This window comes from Mesorhizobium sp. P2_C4, from assembly GCF_056404575.1.
In genome coordinates this window covers 1-26,089 of the sequence record NZ_JBFUDT010000001.1, presented here as the reverse complement: position 1 = coordinate 26,089, position 26,089 = coordinate 1, and the positions used below count along the sequence as shown (strand labels likewise).

27 protein-coding genes are annotated in these 26,089 nt (G+C 63.7%); 23 read left to right on the top strand and 4 right to left on the bottom strand.

Features of this window, described 5'->3' with window-relative positions; translation table 11 throughout:
- The first annotated feature begins 41 nt into the window (after nucleotides 1-41).
- From odhB to AC1DX6_RS00115, 5 genes are all read left to right on the top strand, one after another.
- Nucleotides 42-1,322, top strand: a complete 1,281-nt coding sequence (gene odhB, locus AC1DX6_RS00135; protein WP_477310042.1) for a 2-oxoglutarate dehydrogenase complex dihydrolipoyllysine-residue succinyltransferase — start codon at nucleotides 42-44, stop codon at nucleotides 1,320-1,322.
- A gap of 89 nt (nucleotides 1,323-1,411) precedes the next feature.
- Nucleotides 1,412-1,876 carry a hypothetical protein gene (locus AC1DX6_RS00130; RefSeq protein ID WP_477311866.1) on the top strand — a complete coding sequence of 155 codons (465 nt, stop codon included), beginning with the start codon at nucleotides 1,412-1,414 and terminating at the stop codon, nucleotides 1,874-1,876.
- Complete coding sequence (locus AC1DX6_RS00125) at nucleotides 1,873-2,628, top strand: SDR family oxidoreductase (RefSeq protein WP_477310040.1); 756 nt, start codon at nucleotides 1,873-1,875, stop codon at nucleotides 2,626-2,628. Before AC1DX6_RS00130 ends, AC1DX6_RS00125 begins: the two co-directional genes overlap by 4 nt.
- Nucleotides 2,629-2,652: 24 nt before the next feature.
- Nucleotides 2,653-4,056: a dihydrolipoyl dehydrogenase gene (gene lpdA, locus AC1DX6_RS00120; protein ID WP_477310038.1), complete on the top strand. Its 1,404-nt coding sequence runs from the start codon at nucleotides 2,653-2,655 to the stop codon at nucleotides 4,054-4,056.
- Between the two features lie 989 nt (nucleotides 4,057-5,045).
- Nucleotides 5,046-5,522, top strand: coding sequence for a DUF2867 domain-containing protein (locus AC1DX6_RS00115; protein ID WP_477310036.1), 477 nt, complete (start codon nucleotides 5,046-5,048; stop codon nucleotides 5,520-5,522).
- Between the two features lie 41 nt (nucleotides 5,523-5,563).
- Here the strand turns inward: AC1DX6_RS00115 and AC1DX6_RS00110 are convergent, their stop codons facing one another.
- Together AC1DX6_RS00110 and AC1DX6_RS00105 are read right to left on the bottom strand one after the other, a co-directional pair.
- Nucleotides 5,564-6,634: a TraB/GumN family protein gene (locus AC1DX6_RS00110; RefSeq protein WP_477310034.1), complete on the bottom strand. Its 1,071-nt coding sequence runs from the start codon at nucleotides 6,632-6,634 to the stop codon at nucleotides 5,564-5,566.
- A gap of 388 nt (nucleotides 6,635-7,022) precedes the next feature.
- Nucleotides 7,023-7,961, bottom strand: a complete 939-nt coding sequence (locus tag AC1DX6_RS00105; protein ID WP_477310032.1) for a tyrosine recombinase XerC — start codon at nucleotides 7,959-7,961, stop codon at nucleotides 7,023-7,025.
- A gap of 113 nt (nucleotides 7,962-8,074) precedes the next feature.
- On the opposite strand from AC1DX6_RS00105, the gene rimM reads away from it, so the two are divergent.
- The gene (gene rimM / locus AC1DX6_RS00100; protein WP_477310030.1) at nucleotides 8,075-8,674 is read left to right on the top strand and encodes a ribosome maturation factor RimM; all 600 of its coding nucleotides are present in this window, start codon (nucleotides 8,075-8,077) and stop codon (nucleotides 8,672-8,674) included.
- The gene (gene trmD / locus AC1DX6_RS00095; protein ID WP_477310028.1) at nucleotides 8,671-9,375 is read left to right on the top strand and encodes a tRNA (guanosine(37)-N1)-methyltransferase TrmD; all 705 of its coding nucleotides are present in this window, start codon (nucleotides 8,671-8,673) and stop codon (nucleotides 9,373-9,375) included. The genes rimM and trmD overlap by 4 nt, the downstream gene beginning before the upstream one ends.
- On the opposite strand, the gene AC1DX6_RS00090 is transcribed toward trmD, so the two are convergent.
- Nucleotides 9,357-10,109, bottom strand: coding sequence for a sulfite exporter TauE/SafE family protein (locus AC1DX6_RS00090; protein ID WP_477310027.1), 753 nt, complete (start codon nucleotides 10,107-10,109; stop codon nucleotides 9,357-9,359). The two genes, trmD and AC1DX6_RS00090, sit on opposite strands and share 19 nt — an antisense overlap.
- 295 nt (nucleotides 10,110-10,404) lie before the next feature.
- Between AC1DX6_RS00090 and rplS the strand changes: the two genes are divergently transcribed.
- The 10 genes from rplS (at nucleotide 10,405) to AC1DX6_RS00040 (ending at nucleotide 20,673) form a co-directional block, all read left to right on the top strand.
- Nucleotides 10,405-10,944 carry a 50S ribosomal protein L19 gene (gene rplS / locus AC1DX6_RS00085; RefSeq protein WP_477248724.1) on the top strand — a complete coding sequence of 180 codons (540 nt, stop codon included), beginning with the start codon at nucleotides 10,405-10,407 and terminating at the stop codon, nucleotides 10,942-10,944.
- A 147-nt stretch (nucleotides 10,945-11,091) separates the two neighbouring features.
- Nucleotides 11,092-11,526 (top strand): organic hydroperoxide resistance protein, encoded by a 435-nt coding sequence (locus AC1DX6_RS00080; RefSeq protein WP_477310025.1) that lies wholly within the window; start codon nucleotides 11,092-11,094, stop codon nucleotides 11,524-11,526.
- Nucleotides 11,523-12,032 carry a MarR family winged helix-turn-helix transcriptional regulator gene (locus AC1DX6_RS00075; protein ID WP_477310023.1) on the top strand — a complete coding sequence of 170 codons (510 nt, stop codon included), beginning with the start codon at nucleotides 11,523-11,525 and terminating at the stop codon, nucleotides 12,030-12,032. Before AC1DX6_RS00080 ends, AC1DX6_RS00075 begins: the two co-directional genes overlap by 4 nt.
- A 223-nt stretch (nucleotides 12,033-12,255) precedes the next feature.
- Nucleotides 12,256-13,080: a class I SAM-dependent methyltransferase gene (locus AC1DX6_RS00070; RefSeq protein ID WP_477310021.1), complete on the top strand. Its 825-nt coding sequence runs from the start codon at nucleotides 12,256-12,258 to the stop codon at nucleotides 13,078-13,080.
- Nucleotides 13,081-13,291: 211 nt separating this feature from the next.
- Entirely contained in the window at nucleotides 13,292-14,089 is a 798-nt protein-coding gene (locus AC1DX6_RS00065) for a transporter substrate-binding domain-containing protein (protein WP_477310019.1), read from the top strand.
- Between the two features lie 233 nt (nucleotides 14,090-14,322).
- Nucleotides 14,323-15,141, top strand: a complete 819-nt coding sequence (locus AC1DX6_RS00060; RefSeq protein WP_477310017.1) for an amino acid ABC transporter permease — start codon at nucleotides 14,323-14,325, stop codon at nucleotides 15,139-15,141.
- A gap of 58 nt (nucleotides 15,142-15,199) precedes the next feature.
- Nucleotides 15,200-15,835, top strand: a complete 636-nt coding sequence (locus tag AC1DX6_RS00055; RefSeq protein ID WP_477310015.1) for a class I SAM-dependent DNA methyltransferase — start codon at nucleotides 15,200-15,202, stop codon at nucleotides 15,833-15,835.
- Nucleotides 15,836-16,369: 534 nt separating this feature from the next.
- Complete coding sequence (gene leuC / locus AC1DX6_RS00050) at nucleotides 16,370-17,779, top strand: 3-isopropylmalate dehydratase large subunit (protein ID WP_477310013.1); 1,410 nt, start codon at nucleotides 16,370-16,372, stop codon at nucleotides 17,777-17,779.
- Nucleotides 17,780-17,944: 165 nt separating this feature from the next.
- Nucleotides 17,945-19,141, top strand: coding sequence for a GGDEF domain-containing protein (locus AC1DX6_RS00045; RefSeq protein ID WP_477310011.1), 1,197 nt, complete (start codon nucleotides 17,945-17,947; stop codon nucleotides 19,139-19,141).
- A gap of 335 nt (nucleotides 19,142-19,476) precedes the next feature.
- On the top strand, nucleotides 19,477-20,673 hold the full coding sequence (locus AC1DX6_RS00040; protein ID WP_477310008.1) for a GGDEF domain-containing protein: 1,197 nt from the start codon (nucleotides 19,477-19,479) through the stop codon (nucleotides 20,671-20,673).
- A 1-nt stretch (nucleotide 20,674) separates the two neighbouring features.
- On the opposite strand, the gene AC1DX6_RS00035 is transcribed toward AC1DX6_RS00040, so the two are convergent.
- Nucleotides 20,675-21,043, bottom strand: a complete 369-nt coding sequence (locus tag AC1DX6_RS00035; RefSeq protein ID WP_477310006.1) for a hypothetical protein — start codon at nucleotides 21,041-21,043, stop codon at nucleotides 20,675-20,677.
- Between the two features lie 267 nt (nucleotides 21,044-21,310).
- Between AC1DX6_RS00035 and AC1DX6_RS00030 the strand changes: the two genes are divergently transcribed.
- The 6 genes from AC1DX6_RS00030 (at nucleotide 21,311) to AC1DX6_RS00005 (ending at nucleotide 26,024) form a co-directional block, all read left to right on the top strand.
- On the top strand, nucleotides 21,311-21,715 hold the full coding sequence (locus AC1DX6_RS00030) for a hypothetical protein (RefSeq protein ID WP_477310005.1): 405 nt from the start codon (nucleotides 21,311-21,313) through the stop codon (nucleotides 21,713-21,715).
- Between the two features lie 448 nt (nucleotides 21,716-22,163).
- On the top strand, nucleotides 22,164-22,568 hold the full coding sequence (sdhC, locus tag AC1DX6_RS00025; RefSeq protein ID WP_477310003.1) for a succinate dehydrogenase, cytochrome b556 subunit: 405 nt from the start codon (nucleotides 22,164-22,166) through the stop codon (nucleotides 22,566-22,568).
- Nucleotides 22,569-22,570: 2 nt separating this feature from the next.
- Nucleotides 22,571-22,966 (top strand): succinate dehydrogenase, hydrophobic membrane anchor protein, encoded by a 396-nt coding sequence (gene sdhD, locus AC1DX6_RS00020; protein ID WP_477310001.1) that lies wholly within the window; start codon nucleotides 22,571-22,573, stop codon nucleotides 22,964-22,966.
- Between the two features lie 2 nt (nucleotides 22,967-22,968).
- Nucleotides 22,969-24,804, top strand: a complete 1,836-nt coding sequence (gene sdhA / locus AC1DX6_RS00015) for a succinate dehydrogenase flavoprotein subunit (protein WP_477309999.1) — start codon at nucleotides 22,969-22,971, stop codon at nucleotides 24,802-24,804.
- A 2-nt stretch (nucleotides 24,805-24,806) separates the two neighbouring features.
- Entirely contained in the window at nucleotides 24,807-25,244 is a 438-nt protein-coding gene (locus AC1DX6_RS00010; RefSeq protein ID WP_477309997.1) for a DUF3052 family protein, read from the top strand.
- The gene (locus AC1DX6_RS00005) at nucleotides 25,245-26,024 is read left to right on the top strand and encodes a succinate dehydrogenase iron-sulfur subunit (RefSeq protein WP_477309995.1); all 780 of its coding nucleotides are present in this window, start codon (nucleotides 25,245-25,247) and stop codon (nucleotides 26,022-26,024) included.
- The last annotated feature ends 65 nt before the right edge of the window (nucleotides 26,025-26,089 follow it).

The window sequence follows — 26,089 nt, the reverse complement described above, 5'->3', positions numbered from 1 at the left end:
GAACTGGGCGAATAAAACTCAGAAAGAAACGGACAGGCACAATGGCTACCGAAATCCGCGTCCCCACTCTCGGCGAATCCGTCACCGAGGCGACCATCGGCAAATGGTTCAAGAAGGTCGGCGACGCCATCGCCGCCGACGAGCCGCTGGTCGAGCTCGAGACCGACAAGGTGACGGTGGAAGTGCCGGCAGCAAGCGCCGGGACGCTGAGTGAGATCGTCGCCAAGGAAGGCGAGACGGTCGGTGTCGGTGCACTGCTGGGCATGATCGCGGCCGGCGGCGATGCCGCTGCACCCACGACCAAGCCGCAAGCCGTATCGCAGGCGTCGAGCCCCGACGCGGCGTCCACCGTCAAGCAGGCAGCGGCCGAGACCGCCAAGATCGCCGGCGATGCCGGCGCGGTCGAGCCGCGCTCCATGCCGCCGGCGCCCGCCGCGGCAAAACTGATCGCCGAGAACAATCTGTCGGTCGACCAGCTCTCCGGCTCCGGCAAGCGCGGCCAGGTGCTGAAGGGCGACGTGCTCGACGCCATCTCCAAGGGCGCGCCGTCGCAGCCGGCGGAGACGCCGAAGGCAGCACCCGCGCTGGTCGTTGCTCGTGCGCCGACCTCGGGCGACGATGCCTCGCGCGAAGAGCGTGTGCGCATGACCAAATTGCGCCAGACCATCGCGCGCCGGCTCAAGGAAGCGCAGTCGACCGCCGCCATGCTGACCACCTTCAACGAGGTCGACATGTCGGCGGTGATGGCGCTGCGGACCAAGTACAAGGATGTGTTCGAGAAGAAGCACGGCGTGAAGCTTGGCTTCATGGGCTTCTTCACCAAGGCGGTGACGCATGCTCTGAAGGAAATCCCGGCCGTCAACGCCGAGATCGACGGCACCGACATCATCTACAAGAACTATGCCCATGTCGGCGTCGCCGTCGGCACCGAAAAGGGCCTCGTCGTGCCGGTGGTGCGCAATGCCGACCAGATGTCGATCGCCGAGATCGAGAAGGATATCGGCCGGCTGGGCATCGCCGCGCGAGACGGCAAGCTGTCGGTCGCCGACATGCAAGGCGGCACGTTTACGATTTCCAACGGCGGCGTTTACGGATCGCTGATGTCGACCCCGATCCTCAACGCACCGCAGTCCGGCATTCTCGGCATGCACAAGATCCAGGACCGGCCGGTCGTGGTCGGCGGCCAGATCGTGATCAGGCCGATGATGTACCTGGCGCTCTCCTACGATCACCGCATCGTCGACGGCAAGGAAGCGGTGACGTTCCTGGTGCGCGTCAAGGAAAGCCTGGAGGATCCGGAACGGCTGGTGCTCGATCTCTAAGGCGCTGCTCAGGGAAGAAAGGACTGCGCCGCCGCATGACGACCCGTGCCTTTCGCCTGTTCAGAAGTTTGTCGACCTCATCGGTCGCGATGGGCATGGCGCTGGTCACCGTAAATGCCCATGCCGCCTGCCCGCTGGCGCTTGCCGTCTATGGCGATGCCGAGAGCGAGGCCGGCATCGATTTCCGGCCGACGATGGATTCGGCGACCGTCACCAACAGCTTCAAGATGGTGCTCGACAAGGGCGTCGTGCTCGACGGCCTCGTCATGTGGACCGACGGCGTGGCGCGGCCGCATGGCTCGCTGATGTACAAATGCCCGACCGGTGACGTCACCGGCGAGGAGCTGGCCGCCTGCACGGTGTGGGAGGGCGTTGTCTATAGCGCCGATGACAAGGGCAACATCGCCTTGCTGCCGGCCGAAAGGGTGGATGCGCCCAGGAGCCTGATCTTTCCCGATCTCGGAGCGTCCCTGCAGATGTCGGCGGCCTATGGCGAGAACGGATTTTCGAAAGTGCCGTGGGATGTTTTTCTGCTGAAGGGTTGCCAGGAATGAGTGCAGCGAAAAAAGTGCTGCTGGTCACCGGCGGCAGCCGCGGCATCGGCGCCGCCATCTGCCGGCTGGGCGCTGCCGCCGGCTACCGCGTCGCGGTCAACTATGCGTCGAACCAGGACGCTGCCGACGCACTGGTCGCTGAAATAGGTGCGGCAGGCGGCGAGGCTTTTGCCGTCAAGGGCGATGTCGGCGTCGAGGCCGATATCGTCGCCATGTTCGAAGCGGTGGACCGTGCCTGGGGCCGGCTCGACGGGTTCGTCAACAATGCCGGCATCGTCGACGTTAAGGCGCGCGTCGACGAGATGAGCGCGGCACGGCTGGAGCGCATGATGCGCATCAATGTTGTCGGCTCCTTCCTCTGCGCCCGCGAGGCGGTGAAACGCATGTCGACCCGTCATGGCGGCAAGGGCGGTGCCATCGTCAACATCTCGTCCGCGGCGGCTCGGCTGGGCGCACCTGGCGAGTATGTCGACTATGCCGCCTCCAAGGGTGCGATCGATACCTTCACCATCGGGCTGGCGCGCGAAGTTGTGACCGAAGGCGTGCGCGTCAATGCGGTCAGCCCCGGCATCACCGACACCGAAATCCACGCTTCCGGCGGCCAGCCCGACCGTGTGGCGCGGATGCGGGACACGCTGCCGATGAAACGAGCCGGCACCGCTGATGAAGTCGCGCATGCGGTCCTCTATCTTCTATCCGACCAGGCGTCCTATACGACGGGCGCAATCTTGAATGTGAGCGGCGGCCGCTGAGCCCCTGACGAGAAGGACACCATCATGGCTTATGACGTCGTTATCATCGGTTCGGGACCAGGCGGCTATGTCTGCGCCATCAAGGCGGCGCAGCTCGGGCTGAAGACGGCGGTCGTCGAGAAGAATGCGACCTTCGGCGGCACCTGCCTCAACATCGGCTGCATCCCGTCCAAGGCGCTGCTGCATGCCTCCGAGATGTTCGCCGAGGCCAGCCATTCCTTCGACACGCTCGGCGTCGAGGTCACGCCGAAACTCAATCTGAAGAAGATGATGGCGCACAAGGATGCGACGGTGGCGGCCAACGTCAACGGCGTCGCCTTCCTGTTCAAGAAGAACAAGATCGACAGCTTTCGCGGCACCGGCAAGGTGGTTGCCGCCGGCAAGGTCTCGGTGACCTCTGAGGACGGCAAGGTCGAGGAGATCGAGACCAAGAACATCGTCATCGCCACCGGCTCGGATGTCGCCGGCATTCCGGGCGTCAAGGTCGATATTGACGAGAAGGTGATCGTGTCGTCGACCGGCGCGCTGTCGCTGGCCAAGGTACCGGCTCATCTGGTGGTGGTCGGCGGCGGCGTCATCGGACTGGAGCTCGGCTCGGTGTGGGCGCGGCTCGGCGCCAAGGTCACCGTCGTCGAGTTCCTCGACACCATTTTGGGCGGTATGGACGGCGAGGTGTCGAAACAGTTCCAGCGCCTGCTTTCCAAGCAAGGTTTCGAGTTCAAGCTCGGCGCCAAGGTCACCGGTGTCGCCAAGGCCAAGAAGGGCGCGACCGTCACCTTCGAACCCGTCAAGGGCGGAGCGGCGGAGACGATCGAGGCCGACGCGGTGCTGATCGCCACGGGACGCCGGGCTTATTCCGACAGCCTTGGGCTGAAGGAGGCCGGCGTCGAAATCGACGAGCGCGGCCGGGTCAAGACCGACGGGCATCTCAGGACCAACGTTCCCGGCATTTATGCCATCGGCGATGTCATCGCCGGACCGATGCTGGCGCATAAGGCCGAGGACGAGGGCGTCGCGGTGGCGGAGACCATTGCCGGCCAGGCCGGGCATGTGAACTACGAGGTCATCCCGAGCGTCGTCTACACCAGCCCGGAAATCGCCTCGGTCGGCAAGACCGAGGAAGAGCTGAAAAAGGCCGGCATCGACTACAAGGCCGGCAAATTCCCGTTCACCGCCAACGGCCGGGCGCGCGCCATGCTGCACACCGACGGCTTCGTCAAGATACTGGCCGACAAGGCGAGCGACCGCGTGCTCGGCGTTCACATCGTCGGCTTCGGCGCCGGCGAAATGATCCACGAGGCAGCGGTGCTGATGGAGTTCGGTGGCTCGTCGGAAGATCTCGCCCGCACCTGCCACGCGCATCCGACGATGTCGGAAGCGGTGAAGGAAGCGGCGCTGGCCACGTTCTTCAAGCCGATCCACATCTAGCCTTAAGGGGCCGACCAACGCGTCGTCATCCCAGGGCGGAGCAGCCGCGAAGCGGCGTCGCGAAGACCCTGGGATCCATGCCGCGACGTTAAAGCGTCGCGGCGATGCATACCTATCGTTTTCGGCTGTCGTAGCGAGGCTGCGTTCTGCCCAGTTGCGCCCTTCACAGAGGTCGCGGCATGGATCCTCGGGTCAAGCCCGAGGATGACGAAGGTGCGGGGCTTGCCGCTATCGCCCAAGGGCTCATCACCTCAAAACAAAACGGCCCGCTTTTCAGCGGGCCGTTCTCGTTGCAATCAGAGGCCTGATCAGGGTGTCGGCGCAGGTGCCGGTGCCGGTGCCGGTGCAGGAGCCGGGGCTGGCGCAGGAGCCGGTGCGGGCGCAGGGGCTGGTGCGGGAGCAGGCGCCGGTTCGGCGGGCTTCATCGGCTCGGCGGGCGCAGGTGCTGGCGCCGGTGTGCTGGCGGCCGGCGGTTCAGCTGGCGCCGGATGTTCGCCACTTCTGCCGAAAACATAGTAAGCGACAATAGCCAGGATAACGACAACCAGGGCAATCAGCCATGCGCTGCCGCCACCCGACTTGGGAGCGTCGTTTGGATTCGCCATAAAAGTCCTCCTCCGTGGATGAAAGATATCAATCAATAGCCATCAACGCGCAATCGTTGAATGGGTTTCACGCTAGGGTTGGAAAACGCCAAAAACACGGCAATCCGCCCCCCTCTCTGCCATGCGACTCAGTTGACAACGCTTACAGTATAGCCGGCTTTATGGAAATCCTCGACTGGGGCCTATTCCATCCCGATTGAAGCGCGATGGAGGGCTTTTTTTGAGCATGATCTTTTCCGAAAACCGGTACCTGCCTTTCGCTGACGCGGACCTTCGGTTCGAGATACTGCTCCAGGCCTTCAGATCCTGGCGATGGTTGGCGACGTTTCGCCACGCAGCGCGGCGCGCCTGCCGCTGCTATCCTGCTTTCAAAGGATGGCCGCGATGAAGCCGCTTTCACAGACTTTTCCCAATCCCCAGGACGTTCTTTCCGGCGCGCAATTCGCCGACCGCTACGTGCTGGTCGCAAACGGCTTGTCGTTGAGCGCAATTGCCGCGACCGAACGCGTCATGGGGCGAACGCCGCGATGGATCGGCAGGCTGACGACGTTGCGCAATTTCGCCGTCCGGCCATTTGGCCTGAAGACGGGCGCGGATGCTGCGTCGGCGCCCGAAGGCAAGATCGGGATATTTCCGCTCATCAGCCGGTCACCAGGCAAGGTCGTCCTCGGTCTTGACGACCGGCATCTCGACTTTCGCGTTCTGGTCGAGGTCAGGGAGCTTGGCGGCGGCCGCCAGGAAGTCGCCGCGTCGACGATCGTCAAAACACACAACCTGTTCGGACGTGTCTATCTCGCGATCGTCAAACCCTTTCACCGGATTATCGTCCCGGCGATGCTGGCTCAGGTCTTGGCTAAGTAGGCATCGGACCAAAATGGGAACCGATGGGCGGCTGATCGGTCCTAGAGGTCGGCTGGCGTAACCGTGTATCCGGCTTTGCGGAAATCCTCGATCAGGCCTTCAGGACCGGGAAGATGCAGGGCGCCGACCGCCATGAAGGCGTTGCCTTTGGCGAGGATCGGTGCGGCATGATCGACCATCACCTTGTTGCGGCTGGTGATCATGGTTTCCTCAAACGCGGCGTAGCCTGCCTGGTCGTCGTCCCCGCCGGGAATCACAGCGCGAAACATTGGCCAGAACATGCCGGTCTCGCCACGCAGGTAGAGCACGATCATGGTCTCGTTGACGTCATTGACCTTGTCGCCGAGTTTCAGCGTGTCGACGAGCCCCTTCATGTGAAAGGAAAGTGGCAGCGAGGCCATGGCGCGCAGCTGGCTGACAGCCGTTTCCAGCCCTTCGACCGACTTTCCGGAAGCCTTGGCACCTTCCGCCAGCTTGACGTCGAGCACCGGTGCCCCGCCCGACTGGCGGGCAAGTTCGCAGGCCGGCAATGCCAGCATCGCCGACAGCAGCCAGGGCTTCATCTTGGCCACCGTCAGCGGCGGGATACCGCGCGCGTCGAGCGCGCTGTTCATCGCCGCCGCATCGTCCGGCGACAGCAGGGACGACAGCGTCGTGTTGTCGGTGAACATCATCAGGCCCGGCTCTTCGAGCATCGCCGCCATCATCTTTTGCTTGTCGAGCACATCGGTGGTTTCGATGATGATGGTGCCCGCGGCGTCATAGGCCGTCTGCGCCGCGGGCGGCAGCACGGTCACGCGCGGGTCGGTCATGTGCATGGTGCCGAACAGCCAGGATGGCTTTTCGCCCGGCTTTTCGAGCTTCCACAACAGGCCCTTGCCGTTCGGCGTCGCAGTGGCTTCCGCTTCGACCTTTTGGTAGGCGGCGGGATCGCTCTTCTGCAAGGCAGACAGCATGTCGGCACCGGCGCAGGTCGGGATTTCGGCATGCGCCTTGCCGGCAGCGAGCAGCGCTACGGTGAGGAAAGACAGGAAAAACAGGACGTTGAGCGCGACAAGCAGCTTCAGCGACACGAGTGCTGCGCGGTCGGCGATGGCAATGACGCGTTTCATGACCCGGTTCTAGGGATAAAAAGCGGCAAAACGGTTAACTTGTATGGGGAAATTGTCTTCGACCGGCTCCTGGCGCTGAGATTCTGACAGGTTACCTGTCCTGCCTTGGCGGTTAGCGGAAACGCCCATCTCTTCGTCATCCACGGGCGGAGCAAGGAGCGTAGCGACGCAGCGCAGACCCGAGGATCCATGCCGCGACTTCCGACCGATGCTACTGTGCAGAACCTGCTCTGGTGAGCGTAGCCATCATTCTGAACCGCTGTGTTCGTGTCGACCGTCGCGGCATGGATCCTCGGGTTTCCGCGACGTCGCTTCGCGACTGCTCCACCCTAGGATGACGAAGCTGAGGGGCCTCGCCCAATCACGCTGCGTAGCGCTCCGCCAACCATCACGCTCTTGGATGCGCCTGGTCGTAAATCTCCAGCAGCCTTGCCGTGTCGACGCCGGTGTAGATCTGCGTCGTCGACAGGCTGGCATGGCCGAGCAGTTCCTGGATGGTGCGCAAATCGCCGCCGCGTCCCAGCAGATGCGTGGCGAAGGAATGGCGCAAGGCATGCGGCGTCGCGGTGTCGGGCAGGTTGAGCGCCGAGCGCAGCTTGGCCATGTCGCGCTGGACGATGGCCGGGTTCAGCGGGCCGCCGCGGGCGCCGCGAAACAACAGGCCTTTCGGGTCGAGATGATAGGGGCAGAGCCGGCGGTATTCGGCGATCGCCCGCAATGCCACCGGCAGCACCGGTACCAGCCGCGTCTTGCCGCCCTTGCCAGTAACGCGCAGCACGGTGTCGGTTTCCAGTGCCAGATCGGCGCCGGCGAGGCCGAGCGCCTCGGAAATGCGCAGGCCCGAACCATAGAGCAGCGTCAGCACGGCCGCGTTGCGGGCAGCAATCCACGGTTCCTCAGCCAGTTGGCCCTCCACCGAGACGATATGTTTGGCGTCGCTTGCCGTCAGCGGCTTGGGCAGCGATTTCGGCTGGCGCGGCGCACGCAGTGCTGCCGCACCCGCCGCATTGACGAGGCCGCGGCGCTCGAGAAAGCGCAGCAGCGAGCGGATGCCGGCCAGCCCGCGGCCGAGTGTGCGGGCGCCGGCGCCGGCGTTGCGGCGGGCGGCGAGAAAGCCGCGCAGATCGGCCGGGCGCAGATTGGCGATCTCGGCAATGCCGGGCGAGCCGCCGCAATGGCCGGTGAGGAAATGTAGGAACTGGCGTGTGTCGCGCTCATAGGCTTCGACGGTTTCCGGCGACAGCCGGCGTTCGCGCGCCAGCATCTTCAGCCAGCTTTCGCGCGCCGCCTGAAGGTCCGGCTTGGCCGGGATGAGGAATTCCTGCATGGCGCTGTTCCAGTTCCGTCCCATTGTCGGGCAGTCGGGTTAGGAAGCGGTGAAGAGCTGTGTCATTGAAATGACGCCGGGGCGGCGCTAGAGCAGGGCAAAGGAATTTTGCCATGACCAAGCCCCAGAACCCCGTGCAGATGGCCGTGATCGGCGCCGCCCATGGCATCAAGGGTGAATTGCGGGTGAAGACCTTTACCGGCGAGCCCTTGGCGCTGGCCGATTACGGGCCGCTTTACGCCAAGGATGGCCGCGCCTTTCAGATCATCGACATCCGGCCGGCCAACACCGTCGTCGTCGTGCGCTTCAAGGGCATCAGCGACCGCAACGCCGCCGAGGCGCTCGCCGGTACCGAACTGTTCGTCGACCGCTCGATGCTGCCGGACGATGGCGAGGAGGACGAGTTCTATCATGCCGACCTCGTCGGGCTGGAGGTCCGGGACGATACGGGCGCTCTCATCGGCAAGGTCGTCGCCGTGCACAATTTCGGCGGCGGCGATATTCTCGATGTGACGCTGGCGGGGCGCAAAGGCGTGCTGATCCCGTTCACGCAGGCCGCCGTTCCCGAGGTGTCGATTGCCGACGCTTTCATCCGCATCGATCTGGCGGCGGCGGGGCTGGTCGATGACGAGGATAGCGATGCGCCTCGCGAAGAAGATTTCGACGCCAAGGGCAGGCCGCGCGGACCGAGGGATGCCGGGGGCAACCGGTGAGTTTTTCCGCCTCGGTGCTGACGCTCTATCCCGAGATGTTTCCGGGCGCGCTCGGCCTGTCGCTGGCGGGCCGCGCGCTGGTATCAGGCACATGGTCGCTGCAGGCGATCCAGATCCGCGACTTCGCCACCGATCGTCACCACACCGTCGACGACACGCCGGCCGGCGGCGGTGCCGGCATGGTGATGCGCGCCGACGTGCTGGCGAGAGCCATCGACCATGCGTCGCCAAAGGGTGATCCCCGCCCGCGCCTGCTGATGAGCCCGCGCGGCAAGCCGCTGACGCAGGCGCGTGTGCGCGAACTGGCTGCCGGGCCTGGCGCCGTCATCGTCTGCGGCCGCTTCGAAGGCGTCGACCAGCGGGTGATCGACGCGCGGAACCTCGAGGAAGTCTCCGTCGGCGATTTCATCCTCTCCGGCGGCGAGCCGGCGGCACTGGTCCTGCTCGATGCGGTGGTGCGGCTGCTGCCGGGCGTGATGGGCAATGCGGTGTCGGGCGAAGAAGAGAGTTTTGAGAACGGCCTGCTCGAGCATCCGCACTACACACGGCCGCAGGAGTTCGAAGGCCGGCCAATCCCCGATGTGCTGATCTCGGGCAACCACGCAAAAATCGCGAAATGGCGGCGCGCCGAGTCGGAAAGGCTGACGAAGGAAAGACGGCCGGATCTGCCGGGCGGCGCCGCTCAACCCTTGGTGAAGTAGTAGAAGGCGAGGAACAGGCCGACGGCGACGACGAAGCCGCGCACGGCGTTCTGCGGCACGCGCTTGGCGATCCAGACGCCGGCATAGCCACCGAGCGCGGCGCCGGGAATCATGACGATCGCTTGCGGCCAGGCGATGACGCCGCCGGAGACGAAGACCAGGATGGCGACGGCGGCGATGACCACGGCCAGCATGTTCTTCAGCGCGTTGAGCCGGTGATAGTCGCCGGCTTGCGTCAGGCCCAGTGTCGCCAGCATCATCACGCCCATGCCGGCGCCGAAGAAGCCGCCATAGATTGCGGTAGCGAACTGCGCCAGGGAGCCGGCCAGCGAGCCGACCGATGCTTTATGTCCAGGCTTGGGCGCCGGCTTCAGCCATGGGCCGGCGGCAAACAGAGCGGTTGCGCCCAAGAGCAGCCACGGCACCATGGCGCGGAAGGACGGATTGGAGAGCGCCAGAAGGATGAGCGCGCCGGCCAGTGCGCCGAAGGCTGAGATCACGCAGAGCAGCAGCGCGCCACGCCAGAAATGCCGGATGTCGTCGGCGTAGGCGAGCGTCGAGGTGATGTAGCCGGGGAACTGTGTCACCGACGAGGTCGCGTTGGCGACGATTGGCGGCAGGCCGACCAGTGTCATGGCGCCGAAGGTGATGAACGTGCCGCCACCGGCGACCGCGTTGGCGGCGCCAGACAGAAAACCTGCGAGAAAGAGCAGGATCGCGTCGAATACAGACATGAGGATGTCGCCCGAGACCTATGCTTTGCCCGGATTAGGAAGCTTGCAGGGTCGGCGCAACCCCGTGCTGGACGATTGCGTGGTGGCATGCGAGCAAAAAAGACAGGGCCAAGGCGTGACAAAGCCTCGAAATAGCTGTATGTGCCCGCCCGAACCGGAAGAACAATCTACCGGACCCGTCAACAATGACGGTGTAGTCGCCCCTGCCCGAAAGGGCATAGCCGAGCGGTCAATGGAACTGCAAGGCGAGTGTCGGACGCTCTGACTGTCGGAAGAACAAGAAGTGGATTTTTAGATGGATATTCTCCGTCAGCTCGAGGCCGAACAGGCCGCCAAGATCGAAGCCAAGCGCAAGCTTCCCGAATTTCAGCCCGGCGATACCGTGCGCGTCCAGGTCCGCGTGACCGAAGGCACCCGCACCCGCGTCCAGGCCTATGAGGGCGTCGTCATCGCCCGCGCCGGCGCCGGCTTCCAGGAAAATTTCACCGTTCGCAAGATTTCCTACGGCGAAGGCGTGGAGCGCGTGTTCCCGGTCTACTCGCCGATGGTCGAAGGCGTCGAGATCGTTCGCCGCGGCAAGGTGCGTCGCGCCAAGCTGTATTACCTGCGAGATCGTCGCGGCAAGTCGGCCCGTATTTCGGAAAACACCGGCGTGCGCGCCCGCAAGCTGAACGACGACGAGCGCGATGCGCTGAACGCCGAGAAGGCCCGCATCGAGGCTGAGAAGGTGGCCGCCGCCCAGGCGCTGGCGATCGAGAAGGCAGCGCAGGACGCCGCCGAGAAGAAGGCCGCCGACGAGGCCGCCAAGGCTGCGGAAGCGACCGCCGCCGAATAAGGTTTTCAGGCACAAGTTTCGGAAAGGCGGCTTCGGCCGCCTTTTTTCGTTTTGGGCGGAAATTATCCGGAAATCTGCCCTCGGTCGGGTTGACTCCAATTATCTTGTACACTAATTAATCGTGTACAAATTAAATGGAGATACGAAATGCATGCACTCTACGTCACCCAAGCCCGCGCCGTCGGTGGCCGCGCCGGCCATGTTCAGAGCAATGATGGCCTGCTCAACGTCGACCTCGCCATGCCGACGGAACTGGGCGGCAAGGGTGGCGCCACCAACCCCGAGCAGCTGTTTGCCGCCGGCTATGCCGCCTGCTTCGAAAGCGCCATGCGCTTCATCGCCGGCAAGCAGAAACTGCCGCTGCTGGATGCTGCGGTGACGGCCAATGTCAGTTTGCATGCCAATGGCCAGGGTGGCTTCCGGCTCGGCGTTTCGCTGACGGCGGAGACGAAAGGTCTTGATCAGGCGGCCGCGGAAGCGCTTGTATCGGCGGCTCATCAGGTTTGCCCCTATTCCAACGCCATCAAGGGCAATGTCGAGGTGGTGCTTTCGGCAGTGGCGCTTCCGGCAAAGGCAGCATGACGACAACGACCACAAAGAGTGCCAGCGACGTCTCGGCGGTATCAGCCGGGACGATCAAAGTTCCGCGCCTCGACCAGCAGCTCTGCTTCGCGCTCTATTCGGCGAGCGGACTGATGACGAAGCTCTACCGGCCGCTGCTCGAGCCGCTCGGCCTGACCTATCCGCAATATCTGGTGATGCTGGTGCTGTGGGAGCGCGCGCCAAGCACTGTCGGCGCGCTCGGCGAAGCGCTCGGGCTCGATTCGGCGACGCTGACGCCGCTGCTCAAACGGCTGGAGGCGAACGGCCTGGTGACCCGCCGGCGCGACGCCGCCGACGAGCGCCGCGTGCTGGTCGAGCCGACCGCAGCAGGCCAGGCGCTGCGCGCACGCACGCAGGACGTATCCGCCGGGCTGGCCTGCGCCATGCCGCTCGAGGCCGAAGAGCTGAGGGCTCTGCACCGCACCTTGACCAAATTTGTCGCCGGGTTGCGCGAGGCGGACGCCGACGCGGCGGACCGGGATTGATCGCCGCTAGAGCCTGTTCCATCCCGATGGAATCGGGATGGGGCTCTAGCTTCTTGTTTGAGCATAATCTTTTCCGAAAACCGGGTCCCACTTTCGGGATCATGCTCTAGAACGCCTGCCCGGCGCCGCACAGTAAACAATCTCTTACTAATATACCTTGCATTGGACATAACATTGCTTAGCAATGGGTGGCTTCGGCTGTCCCCTGTTTTGGAGTGATGTGATGGATTCTTTCGCCAGGGCGAACCGCTTCAACTGGGACAATCGAGCCGAACTGCATACCACTGACGAGGCCCATCGCTATTACCCGATCGATCGGGTTCTGGCCGGCGGCTTGAGCCTGACCGCGCTGGAAAAGCGGGAAGTCGGCAACCGCATCGTCGGCAAGGACGTCGCCCACCTGCAATGCCATATCGGCCTCGACACGATCAGCCTGAAGCATCTCGGCGCAAAAAGTGTCACCGGACTGGACTTCTCGCCCAAGGCGCTTGCCGCGGCGCGCCGGTTTGCCGCGCAGGCCGGTGCTGAAGTCAGCTTCGTGGAGGCTTCGGTCTATGATGCGGTGGCGGCGCTCGACGACTATTACGACCTCGTCTACGTGACGTGGGGCACGACCATCTGGCTGGACGACATCTTCAGCTGGGCCAAGGTGGTCGCCAATCTGCTGCGCCCGGGTGGGCAGCTGTATTTCCTCGACGGGCATCCGACGATGTTCCAGTGCGGCCGCAAGACCGATCAGCCCGGCCTGTTGCTGGATTGGCGGACGCCGCCACAGGCGCCGCTGGAATGGCACGACACGCATACCTATACCGGCGACGAGCGGCCGCTGACCCATCGCCTGAATTATGAGTGGATCCATCCGTTGGGCGACGTCGTCAACGCCCTCATCGCGTCCGACATGACGATCGACTTCCTGAACGAGCATGCCATTCTGGGCTGGAAGGAATTCCCCTACATGGTCGAGGCCGGCGAGGGGCTTTACGCGCTGCCGGACGGCATGACCAAGATTCCGCTTTCCGTGTCGATCGGCGCAACCAAGCGGCGCTGAGCCGCAGCTACGCACGGCGCTGTCGTGCGACGGATTGACCGCCCGGCAAAGATCGTTTCGGAATCCCCTGATGGAAAGCATTGGAATCCGCTTTTGCGTGAAGCGCCACGTTGGATCGGCTTGCAAGGCGCTTGCGGAAAGCTAAAGTCGGCGCCGGATTTTCCTGCAAGCCTCGGCCGTGCCGGGGCCTTTCAAGTTCTGGGAGTGTGTCATGACCAAATCGAAACTGCTGCTGGCCGGCCTGCTGGCCTGCCTTCTCGCGCCGGTCGCCGCATGGGCGCAGACGCTGCCCGACCTCGGCGGCAAGAAGGTGGTGGTGGTGACCGAGAACGCCTATCCGCCGCTGCAGTTCATCGATGCCAAGACCGGCAAACAGATCGGCTGGGAATATGATGCAATGAACGAAATCGCCAAGCGGCTGAACTTTTCCGTCGAGTACCAGAACACCTCCTGGGATGCGATGATCCAGGCGGTTTCCGACAACCAGTACAACATCGGCATGACCGGCATCACTATCAAGGACGACCGTAAGGAGAAGGTCGATTTCTCCGACCCCTATATGCGCTCGGAACAGTTCATGCTGGTGCGCGGCGACGAAAGCCGCTTCACCGACGCCAAGACTTTTGGTGCCTTCAAGGACGGGCTGATCGGCGCGCAGGCCGGCACCACGCCCTTCTACACCGCCGTCTACAGCGTGCTCGACGGCAATGAGCAGAACCCGCGCATCAAACTGTTCGAGACGTTCGGCGCCACGGTGCAGGCGCTCAAGTCCGGCGACGTCGATGTCGTCTTGACTGACGGCACCGCCGGCAAGGGCTATGTCGACGCTTCCGAAGGCAAGCTGAAGCTGATCGGCGGCCCGCTCGGCACCGAGGATTTTGGTTTTATCTTCCCCAAGGGCTCCGACCTGGTGAAGCCGGTCAATGCGGCAATCGCGGCGCTGAAGGCGGACGGGACGATCGATGCGCTGAACAAGAAGTGGTTTCTTGATTACAAGATGGGGCAGTAGGCCCTCTTGTCGGGCCTCATTCTTTCACGCCCCCCTCTGTCCTGCCGGACATCTCCCCCACTTGGGGGGAGATCGGCAGTTCTTACGGAGGCGCTTTTCTTTCAAGGTTGCAGATTGGCGAAAGCAGTCGCGACAGCCGATCTCCCCCCAAGTGGGGGAGATGTCCGGCAGGACAGAGGGGGGCGACATAGAGCTCTATCCGCGGACATCGGTTCCGCAGGCATAGACGACTAATGCCTCCTGCCCCACCATCTTCCACCGCCAAATCCGACTTCCCCTGGTGGCTTGCCGTGGCCGTGGCGATCGCCGTGATCGCCGCCATCTTCATCGCCACCAGCAACCTCTACGCCCAGGTTTTTGCCACCGTCGCCAAGGGCATCGGCATCACCGTCTTCGTTACCGTCGTCGCCTTCGCGATGGCTTGCGCGATCGGGCTCGGGCTTGCGCTGATGGGACTGTCGGGGTCGCGCTGGCTCGGCCAGATCGCCCGCTTCTATGTCGAGATCATCCGTGGCGTGCCGATCCTGGTGCTGTTGTTCTGGATCGCCTTTGCCGGCGCGCCGGCCTTCGTCGCAGCCTGGAACGCGCTGACCGCGCCGCTGCAGAATGCCGGCTTCTTCGGCGAACTGCTGGTGCGCGACGTGTCGCTGTTGTGGCGCGCCATCATGGCGCTGACCATCGGCTATTCCGCCTTCATCTCGGAGGTGTTTCGCGCCGGCATCCAGGCGGTCGAGAAGGGCCAGATCGAGGCCGCGAAGGCGTTGGGACTGTCGCGCGCGCAACGCTTCAGGCTGATCGTCTTTCCGCAGGCGATCCGCACCATCCTGCCGCCGCTCGGCAATGATTTCGTCGCCATGGTCAAGGATTCCTCACTGGTCTCGGTGCTCGGCGTCGCCGACATCACCCAGATGGGCAAGGTCTACGCCGCCGGCTCGTTTCGCTTCTTCGAGACCTATTCGATCGTCGCTTACATCTATCTCATCCTCACCGTCGGCCTGTCGCTGGCGCTCAGGGCACTGGAGAAGCGGCTGCGCAACCAGCATCAGGAATAGAAGTCAGGCGAAGACGGGGCTACCATCACCGATGATGCGGCCAGGTCCGGAGGAAGCCATGATCGTCGACAAGGCCAATGCGGCGCTGGATTCGGTCTATACCGCCGATACGCCGGAAGCGCTATCTGAGGCTTATGCCGCTTGGGCAGCGACCTATGACAGTGAAACGGCGTCGCTCGGTTATCTCCTGCCGTTCCTGATCACCGCCTGGGTGGCGCGCCATGTGCCATTGGGCGAAGGGCCGCTGCTCGATGCCGGCTGCGGCACCGGCCTGTCGGGACCGTCGCTCAAGGCGCTGGGCTACCACGATATTGCCGGGCTCGACCTCTCCGATGATATGCTGAAGATCGCAGGCAGCCGGCAAGCTTACAGCGAGCTGAAAAAGGCGATGCTCGGCGGTCCGCTGCCCTGGCCTGACGGCCACTTCCGTGCCTTCTTCTCGACCGGCGTCTTCACCATCAGCCATGCGCCGGCGTCCGGCCTGCATGAACTGGTACGGATTACCAGGAAGGGCGGCCATGCGATCTTCACGGTGAGAGACCAGGTGTTTGAAAGCGGCGGGTTTCAGGCGGTGTTCGACGAACTGGAGCAGGCGCAAAAATGGCGGCCGGTCGAGGAGAGCCCATGGTTCAGGTGTTACGCCATCGCCGAGCCGGATGCGCTGGTGAAGACTTTCGTGTTCGAGGTGGTGTGAGCCGCGAAGTTCGCCGACCTTGGCGCCCTTCCTCTCCCTCCGGAGGGGGGAGAGGTGGCGCTGCGAAGCAGCGACGGAGTGGGGGAATCACCTGGCAACCGTCGCCAACGGACATTGAAAAGGTACCAAGGCGCAATAATCTTCCTGCACCGCGCTAAGGGTCGACCCCCACTCCGTCGAGCTTCGCTCGCCACCTCTCCCCCGATCGACGGGGGAGAGGAAAGGCGTGAGTTCACCGACCTTGGCGCCCCTCCTCCCGAAGGTGTGGACGTGAGGACGAGGAACCCAGATTCTGCCAAGACACGCCGCAATTGCCGAAAACCCAAAACATTGATATGAGCCACGCCATGGAAGAGCTTTTTGGCAATCCGGCCTATAAGGGGTTCGTGCTGCAGGACAGAAAACGCCTGCCGTCGCGCTTCTCCGCGCGCGTTTGCGGCGCGCTGACCAGCCGACTTAGCTAGACCGCTTTCGCCGGGCCCAACGGTCGGCATTTCGCCTCTTCCCCCTTATCAGATCGACGGATTTACGCACATGAGCGCACCGCGCACCCTCTACGACAAGATATTCGACGAGCACGTTGTCGACCGCCAGGACGACGGCACCTGCCTGCTCTACATCGACCGTCACCTCGTCCACGAAGTCACCAGCCCGCAAGCCTTCGAAGGCCTGCGCATGACTGGCCGCAAAGTCCGGCATCCGGAAAAGACGCTGGCCGTGGTCGATCACAATGTCTCGACCTCGCCCGAGCGCAAGTTCGGCATCAAGAACGAGGAAAGTCGCATCCAGGTCGAGGCGCTGGCCAAGAACGCCAAGGATTTCGGCGTCGAATATTATTCCGAAAACGATATCCGCCAGGGCATCGTCCACATCATCGGCCCGGAGCAGGGTTTCACACTGCCCGGCATGACCATCGTCTGCGGCGACAGCCATACGTCGACGCATGGTGCTTTTGGCGCCTTGGCGCATGGCATCGGCACATCGGAGGTCGAGCATGTGCTGGCGACGCAGACGCTGATCCAGCGCAAGGCCAAGAACATGTTGGTGCGTGTTGACGGTGTGCTGCCGGAAGGCGTCACCGCCAAGGACATCATCCTGGCGATCATCGGCGAGATCGGCACGGCCGGCGGTACCGGCTATGTCATCGAATATGCCGGCGAGGCGATCCGCGCACTGTCGATGGAAGGCCGCATGACCATCTGCAACATGTCGATCGAGGGCGGCGCGCGCGCCGGCCTGATCGCGGCGGACGAGACCACCTTCGCCTATGTCAAGGACAAGCCGCGTGCGCCGAAGGGTGCGTCGTGGGATGCCGCGCTCGAATACTGGAAGACGCTGCAGTCCGACGAAGGCGCGCATTTCGACAAGGTGATCGTGCTCGACGCGGCCAAACTGCCGCCGATCGTCTCCTGGGGCTCGTCGCCCGAGGACGTCGTTTCGGTGCAAGGCATCGTGCCGAACCCGGATGACATCGCCGACGAGAACAAGCGCACCTCCAAGCAGCGCGCGCTCGACTATATGGGCCTGACGCCGGGAACCAAGATCACCGACATCACGCTCGACCGCGTTTTCATCGGCTCCTGCACCAACGGCCGCATCGAGGATTTGCGCGCCGTCGCCAAGGTTGTCGAAGGCAAAAAGGTCAGTGCGCATGTCGATGCGATGATCGTGCCGGGCTCCGGCCTGGTCAAGGAACAGGCGGAGGCCGAAGGCCTCGACAAGATCTTTGTTGCCGCCGGCTTCGACTGGCGCGAGCCGGGCTGCTCGATGTGCCTGGCCATGAACGACGACCGGCTGAAGCCGCATGAGCGCTGCGCCTCTACCTCGAACCGCAATTTCGAGGGCCGTCAGGGCTTCAAGGGCCGCACCCATCTGGTGTCGCCGGCGATGGCGGCGGCAGCGGCGATCGCCGGCCACTTCGTCGACATCCGCGACTGGAAATAATCCGGATTTTCGCCGCCCATATCGCAGAGCATTGCAGACCCCGGACCGCACCAGCGGTTCGGGGTTTTTCTTTGGCGCCGACCGCATATTCGGTCTCGCTTAACCGCTTGTTTGGGCTTGCGGCCTAAACATCTTCCCTGACGGAAGCGAGAGAAGTCACGGTCCTTGGACACCGGCCTGTTCATAGCGCTGCTCAACCCGACGATCGCGCTGGCGCTCGGCGCTGCGTTCCTCGTGCTGTGGTTCTATCAGCGCCACCGTCCCTATCTGGCGGTGCTGGGTGCAAGCTACTGCGTCTCGGCGGGTGGCTTCCTGCTGCAGTATTTCACGCTGCCCGTCGGCATGGTGCTGACCAAGCTCCTCTCCAACATATGCTTCACCTTTGCAGCCTGCTGTCTCTGCGGCGCCATCGTGGCCCGCTATGGCCGGCGCGTGCCTTTTGTCGGGATCAGTGTTCTGGCAGGCGGCGGGTTGGCCGCGTTTTGCTGGTTCCTGTTCGTCCAACCGGATCTCACCTGGCGCATCCTTGCCATCAATTTCGGCTTCGGCGGCCTCAGCCTGCTGGTCGCCGCCGAACTGCGCCAGGTGCGCAACAACGGCCCGACGGAAAACATCCTGTTCGTGCTGTCGCTGCTATCGGGCCTGAACTTCTTCGCCCGCACGCTGGCCGTCGTCATCGCGCATGGACCGTTCACCAGCTATGACGGTTTCTATGCCTCGTCCTACTGGACGACGGCGCTGCTCTCGCACGCGCTGCTGTCGTTGCTGATCGCGCTTTGCCTGTTCTCGGCCGCCGCGCTCGACGTGTTGAAGGCGCTGAAGACCGAGACGTTTACCGATCCGCTGTCCGGCCTCCTCAACCGCCGCGGCTTCGAGGAGCGGGCGGCGCTGCTTCTGCGGCAGTGCGCCTCGGCCAGGCTCCCGGTTGCGCTGGTGCTTGCCGACCTCGACCACTTCAAGGCGCTCAACGATGTGCACGGCCATGCGGCGGGCGACAAGGTCATCGCCGATTTCGCCGCCAAGTTGAATTTCGCCACCGGCGCGCGCGGTGCTGCCGGCCGCATTGGCGGCGAGGAGTTCGCGGTGCTGCTGCCGCTGTGCGACCTGGCTTCGGCGCGTCTGTTCGCCGAGGCGATCCGCTCGCTCTATTCGTCCGGCGGCGTCACCAGCCTGCCGCCGGGTATCCGAGTGACCGCGAGCTTCGGCGTCGCCGCCCGCACCGGCGACGAGGGGCTGGAGCCGCTGATGCGTCGCGCCGACGAGGCGCTCTACAAGGCCAAGAAGAATGGTCGCGACAGCGTGCGCCTGTCCTACGAGCGCCCGGAAACGGTGTTCGTGCCGGAGACGGCAAACCTCGGCTAGAGACACTTTGTTTGTCTGAAGCGGACTGTTGCAACCTTCGAGGTTGATCGAAACCTCGCGCCTTCGTCATCCTCGGGCTTGACCCGAGGATTCATGCCGTGACCGTCGCCGACACACGTGGCGCATCAGAATTCTGCACCGCCGCGTCGCTCGAAGGTCACGGCATGGATCCCGGGGTCTGCGCTGCGTCGCTTCGCTCCTTGCTTCGCCCCAGGATGACGAAGCTGTGAAGTTTTTGGCTAGTCGCCAAGGTGTGCGATCTGTCGACATGCCTGAACGTTAACGTCTTTTTCGCGCGTTGGTGATTAGCTGTCGCTCTAAGTGCGAAAGGCGCCATGGGCAGCGCAGACTTCATCCTCATCATCAATCTGTTCGTTGCCGGACTGCTGGCCGCGGCCTTCATGGCGATTGCGATCTATGACGTGGGACGCGTGTCGGCGCGCTGGCTGGCGTTCGGCTATGTCCTCGGCATGGCCTATTTCGCCGTCGAATTCAGCATCCCGGTTTTCGCCGACGCACGACCCGCGGTTGTCACAGCCTTTGCCGTTTTCCTCGGCGCCACCATCGCCTTCAATACCGGGCTTGCCCGCAAATATGGCGTGGCGCCGCCCTGGCCGCCGATGCTGTTCTTCCTGATCTTCGCTACCGTCGCGGTCTGGTTCGTGCAGGATCTGCCGCGCCAGTCGCTTGCCCGCATGATGGCCTACCAGCTTCCCTATGCAGCCATGCAGCTCGTCGGTTTCGGTATCGTCTGCTCGTCCAGGCAAAGACGCGATCGGCTCGATCGGATTCTGCTGGCCGTTCTGGTGGCCAGCGCCGTGCAGTTCGCCTCAAAGCCGTTCATCGCGCATGCGCTGGGCGGCTGGGGCGCCAACCCGCAGTCCTATATGCAGACCAGCTACGCGCTGGTGTCGCAGTCGCTCGGTACTGTGCTGGGTCTCGCGCTGGCGCTTCTGATGCTGGCCATCCTGGTTCGCGACGTGCTGGCCGAGGCGACGTCGAAGTCGGAAACCGACACGCTTTCACGGCTGCTCAACCGCGGCGGTTTCGGGCGCCATGCCGAAATCGCGCTGCGCGACGCCGTGCGCCGGGGTGTTCCGGTGGCGCTGGTCATTGCCGATCTCGACCATTTCAAGGGCATCAACGACAGCTATGGCCATGCTTCCGGCGACCGGGTGATCGAGACCTTCGCCGGCTTCCTGCGCGATGCCGCTGCCGACCATCATGTTGCCGGCCGCATCGGCGGCGAGGAATTCGCCATCATCCTGCCGGGAACCAACGTTGCCGCCGCGCGGCTGTTTGCCGAGGGTACGCGCAGCGCTTTTGGCGCGCTGCCGATCGACAGCCTGCCGGCGGAGCAGCGCTGCAGCGCCAGTTTCGGCGTTGCCGAGTTGCATCCGGGCGAAGGCTTTTCCGATTTGTTGCGGCGCGCCGACGAAGCGCTCTATCAGGCCAAGGGCGCCGGCCGCGACTGCGTGCGGGTCTCGGCCGGGCCGATGGCCCGGCAGGCGACTGCCGCAAACGCTGGATAGATCAGCGGCAAGGGCTGAGGTTGGGCATCTCGCCGTCGGAGAGGCCGTACATATAGGAGCGGCCTTTGACGAAAACCGGCGGCTGATAACAGCCGCGGCGGATCACATTGTCCGATTCGTTCTCGTAGATGACGTCTGGTTCGTTGGCGTCGCTGGTGCTGGTGTAGGCTGACAATTCTTTCGCCAGCTTGCCTTCGCCAACGATGATGCGCTTGTAGCCGGCGGCGCTGTCGATGACGAGATTGCCGAAGGAATCGGCATAGACGCGATCGTGGTGGCGCGTCCCGGCGAGCGCCGGTGCGGCAAAGCCGACGGCTAACGCCGCCACTATCAGTGCCGGAAGTCTTAGTGTGCCTGAATTCGAACGCATGGCGTCCTCTCCGTTTCCTAGAGGCAAGCCTCCTCGAATCAGAAATTAACCTTTTATTAACCTTTGTTAAGAGGGGGAGCCGTTGAGGCGGCAATCTCTTGGCAAACATGGTTAATATCAGACGGAATGGAAAGCCCGGCAGCCATCATTCGGCCATGCTTGCCCGCACCATCGCGGCCGGCGTCGAGCTAGAGCTTCCGTTTACGTCAGGCGGGCTTGATCTTGGCAAGGCATCGCGGCTAGCTTGCCGCGCGGGGAGGACAGCATATGGCGTTACGCCGGACGTTTCGGGTGGCGCCCTTGTTTCCGCTGTTGATGGCCATGGCGGCCTGTGTGCCCCAACAGAGCGCGCCCAAAGCCGGGAGTACCGCCGCCCCCACCGTGTCGCTTACGTCCAAGCCGATGGGCGCTCCCAGTTCCACCGCCACCGATCTGACGGCGCCGCAGCCGCGCACCGCGACCTACAACTGCGCGGACGGCGGCAGAATGACCATCCAGAACCTCGGCACCTCGCTGCACGTGCTTGCTGCAGACGGCACAGCTGAGGACCTGCCGGCGTCGCCCGCCAACCAGAACAGCCGCTATGGCATTGCGCATGACGCAATCGTGATCGACGGACGCGACGCGCTGGTGATGAAGGGCGGGAAGACGCCCCTCACCTGCACAAGGTAGCCGGTGTGTCGATATTCAGGTGAGGCCGGCCTGCAAAGGAAGCCTCCTGCGTTTCCGGCCTTCGCCGGCCGAAGCCCTCATGAAGGGTCGCGGCAGTTAGGCTACGGTCGGCGTAGGCCGGTGCTCACGTACATTAAGTAAGCTCCGCTCCTGTTCTCGGATGCTGCCATTTTCGACCCGGCCTGACCCGAATCTCGACGCACCTTCGGCCCGAGCTAAGTCGACTTTGCCGCACTGCAGCGAACTTTGCGCCGGCTTGGTGCGTATGCCCTAATCGATTAAAGCGAAACCCCGCCGTTTTGTCAGACTAAATGACGTTTTCAAAACGATTTTCTGGCTTTGACGCGGTGCAAAAAGAGCATTAGAAACCGCCTGTCCGAAGTCGCATCCGGAAGCGGTATTGCCGCATTTCCACCTGTGGCTCCAGAGACGCCGAACTGGGGGAGCCATGAGCAAATCACCAGCCACCCGCGCAAGACCGCTTTCGCCGCATCTGACCGTCTATCGGCCGCCGATAACCATGACGATGTCGATCATCCATCGCATCACCGGCGGGGCGCTCTATTTCGGCACGCTGCTGGTGGCCGTGTGGCTGATGGCGGCGGCGAGCTCCGAGGCCACTTTCGACTGGGTCAACTGGGCGTTCGGTTCGTGGCTGGGGCGGCTGGTGCTGTTCGGCTACACCTGGGCGCTGATGCATCACATGCTGGGCGGTGTGCGCCATCTGGTCTGGGACACCGGCGCTGGCCTTGAAAAGCACACGGCATCGAAGATTGCCTGGGCGACGCTGGCCGGTTCGATCGCACTGACGCTGCTGATCTGGATCGCCGGCTACATGGCGCGGGGAGCCTGATCATGAGCTCTGGCAATACCGATATGCGCACGCCGCTGGCCAAGGTCCGCGGCCTCGGCTCGGCCCGCGAAGGCACTCAGCATTTCTGGCGCCAGCGGCTGACCGCGATCGCCAACATCCCGCTGATGCTGTTTTTCGTCGGTTTCCTGATCGCGCTCAACGGCGCCGGCTATGCCGAGGTGCGCGCCGCTCTCGCCAATCCGTTCGTGGCACTGGTGCTTGCACTGGTGCTGCTGTCGGGGCTCTACCATATGCGGCTCGGCATGCAGGCCATCATTGAGGACTATGTGCATGGCGAGGGCATGAAGCTGGCGCTTATCGCGCTCAACACATTCTTTCCCGTAGTGGTCGGCGTCGCCTCGATCTTCGCCCTGCTCAAGCTGGCATTCGGAGGCTGAATTTGGCCAAGGACGCGAAGACCGCCAACAAGGCTGGTTACACCTATGTCGACCACAAGTTCGATGTGGTGGTCGTCGGCGCCGGCGGCGCCGGCCTGCGCGCCACACTCGGCATGGCCGAACAAGGCCTGCGCACCGCCTGCATCACCAAAGTGTTCCCGACGCGCTCGCACACGGTGGCGGCGCAGGGCGGCATCGCCGCTTCGCTTGCCAATATGGGGCCTGACAACTGGCAATGGCATCTCTTCGATACCGTCAAGGGTTCGGATTGGCTGGGCGACATCGACGCGCAGGAATACATGGTCCAGCAGGCGCCCGCCGCCGTCTACGAGCTCGAACATTACGGTGTGCCGTTCTCGCGCACCGAAGAGGGCAAGATCTATCAGCGGCCGTTTGGCGGCATGATGATGAATTTCGGGGAGGGCCCGCCCGTGCAGCGCACATGCGCTGCCGCCGACCGCACCGGCCACGCCATGCTGCACACGCTCTACGGCCAGTCGCTGAAGCACAACGCGCAGTTCTTCATCGAGTATTTCGCACTCGACCTGATCATGGAACCGGACGGCACCTGCACCGGCGTCGTCGCCTGGAATCTCGATGACGGCACCATCCACCGCTTTTCAGCCAAGATGGTGGTGCTGGCGACGGGCGGTTACGGCCGCGCCTATTTCTCGGCGACGTCGGCGCACACCTGCACCGGCGACGGCGGCGGCATGGCGGCGCGGGCCGGCTTTCCGCTGCAGGACATGGAATTCGTGCAGTTTCACCCGACCGGCATCTATGGCGCCGGGTGCCTGATCACCGAGGGTGCGCGTGGCGAGGGCGGCTATCTCGTCAACTCCGAGGGCGAGCGCTTCATGGAACGCTATGCGCCGTCGGCCAAGGACCTTGCCTCACGTGACGTGGTGTCGCGCTGTATGACGCTGGAAATCCGCGAGGGGCGGGGCGTCGGTCCGAAGAAGGACCATATCTTCCTGCATCTCGACCATCTCGACCCGGCCGTCCTGCATGAGCGTCTGCCCGGCATTTCGGAATCGGCCAAGATCTTCGCCGGCGTCGACCTGACCAAAGAGCCGATCCCGGTGCTGCCGACGGTGCACTACAATATGGGCGGCGTGCCGACAAATTACTGGGGCGAGGTGCTCAACCCGACGGCCAAAAGCCCCGACCGGGTGTCGCCCGGACTGATGGCGGTCGGCGAAGCCGGCTGCGCCTCCGTGCACGGCGCCAATCGGCTGGGCTCGAACTCGCTGATCGATCTCGTGGTGTTCGGCCGCGCGGCGGCAATCCGCGCCGGCCAGGTCATCGACCGCACATCGGCCATCCCTGCACCCAACGAAGCCTCGGTCGAAAAAATCATGGACCGCTTCGACCGGCTACGTCATGCCAACGGCTCGACGCCGACGGCGGTGCTGCGCGAAAAGATGCAAAAGGCGATGCAGGAAGACGCAGCGGTGTTCCGCACCCAGGAATCGCTGGACAATGGCTGCAAGCGCATTTCGCAGATCTGGACCGAGCTCAAGGATGTCAAAGTCTTCGACCGCTCGATGATCTGGAACTCGGATCTGGTCGAGACGCTGGAGCTGGAAAATCTGATGGCCAACGCCATCACCACTGTCTACGGCGCCGCGGCGCGCAAGGAAAGTCGTGGCGCACACGCCCGCGAGGATTTCTCGGCGCGCGACGACACGACCTGGCGCAAGCACACCCTGGCGCGGCTCAACGAGGCCGGCGAAGTGGCTCTCAGCTATCGGCCGGTGCACACCGAGCTGCTGCGCAAGGAGGCCGACGGCGGCATCAACCCGGCCAAGATCGCGCCCAAGGCCAGGGTGTATTGACGATGGCGCTGGCGGCCTCGGGATATTCCGGCACGCCGCTTCCGGCCAAGCTCGGCCTGAAGGACGGGATGATCGCTGCCTTCATCGCGCTGCCGGCGGAACTCGATGACCTCACCGATGCGGTCGATTTCGCTCAGGTCGACCGGCTAGCCGACTGGTCGGAGATTTCCGGCGCTGCCCTGAAATACGATGCCGTCCATGCCTTCACCCGGCAGCGCGCCGAGATCGAGGATCGCCTGGGCGATGTCCAGGCGGCGATCAAGCGTGACGGTATGGTCTGGGTCTCCTGGCCGAAAAAGGCCTCGAAAGTGCCGACCGACGTCACCGAAGGCGTCATCCGCACCGAGGCGCTGAAGCTCGACCTTGTCGATGTGAAAGTCGCCGCCGTGAATGAGATCTGGTCCGGGCTGAAGCTCGTCATCCGAAAGGACCTGAGGTAAATGGTTGAACTGACGCTCCCCAAGAACTCGCAGATCAAGGCGGGAAAAACCTGGCCGAAGCCTGAGGGTGCGACCAATCTGCGGGAATACCGCATCTACCGCTGGTCGCCGGACGATGACGAGAATCCGAGCATCGACACCTATTTCGTCGACATGGACGATTGCGGGCCGATGGTGCTCGACGCGCTGCTCTGGATCAAGAACAAGATCGACCCGACGCTGACCTTGCGCCGCTCCTGCCGCGAGGGTATTTGCGGCTCCTGCGCCATGAACATCGACGGCTCGAATACGCTGGCCTGCACCAAGGGCTGCGACGACATTTCCGGCGCCGTCAAAGTCTATCCGCTGCCGCATATGCAGGTGGTCAAGGATTTGGTGCCCGACCTCACCAATTTCTACGCCCAGCACGCCTCGATCGAGCCATGGCTGAAGACGGTGTCGCCGCAGCCGGCCAAGGAATGGCTGCAGAGCCATCAGGACCGCGAAAAGCTCGACGGTCTCTACGAGTGCATATTGTGCGCCTGCTGCTCGACCTCGTGCCCGAGCTATTGGTGGAACGGCGACCGCTATCTCGGCCCGGCGACACTGCTGCAGGCCTATCGCTGGCTGATCGACAGCCGCGACGAGGCCAAGGGCGAGCGGCTCGACAATCTCGAAGACCCGTTCCGGCTCTATCGCTGCCACACCATCATGAACTGCGCCCAGACCTGTCCGAAGGGGCTGAACCCGGCCAAGGCTATTGCCGAGATCAAGAAGATGATGGTGGAGCGGCGGGTATAGGCGCTGCGGGCTCGCTCGCGGCAGCATCGAACGCAGCGATCTTTCGCGCCCCCCTCTGTCCTGCC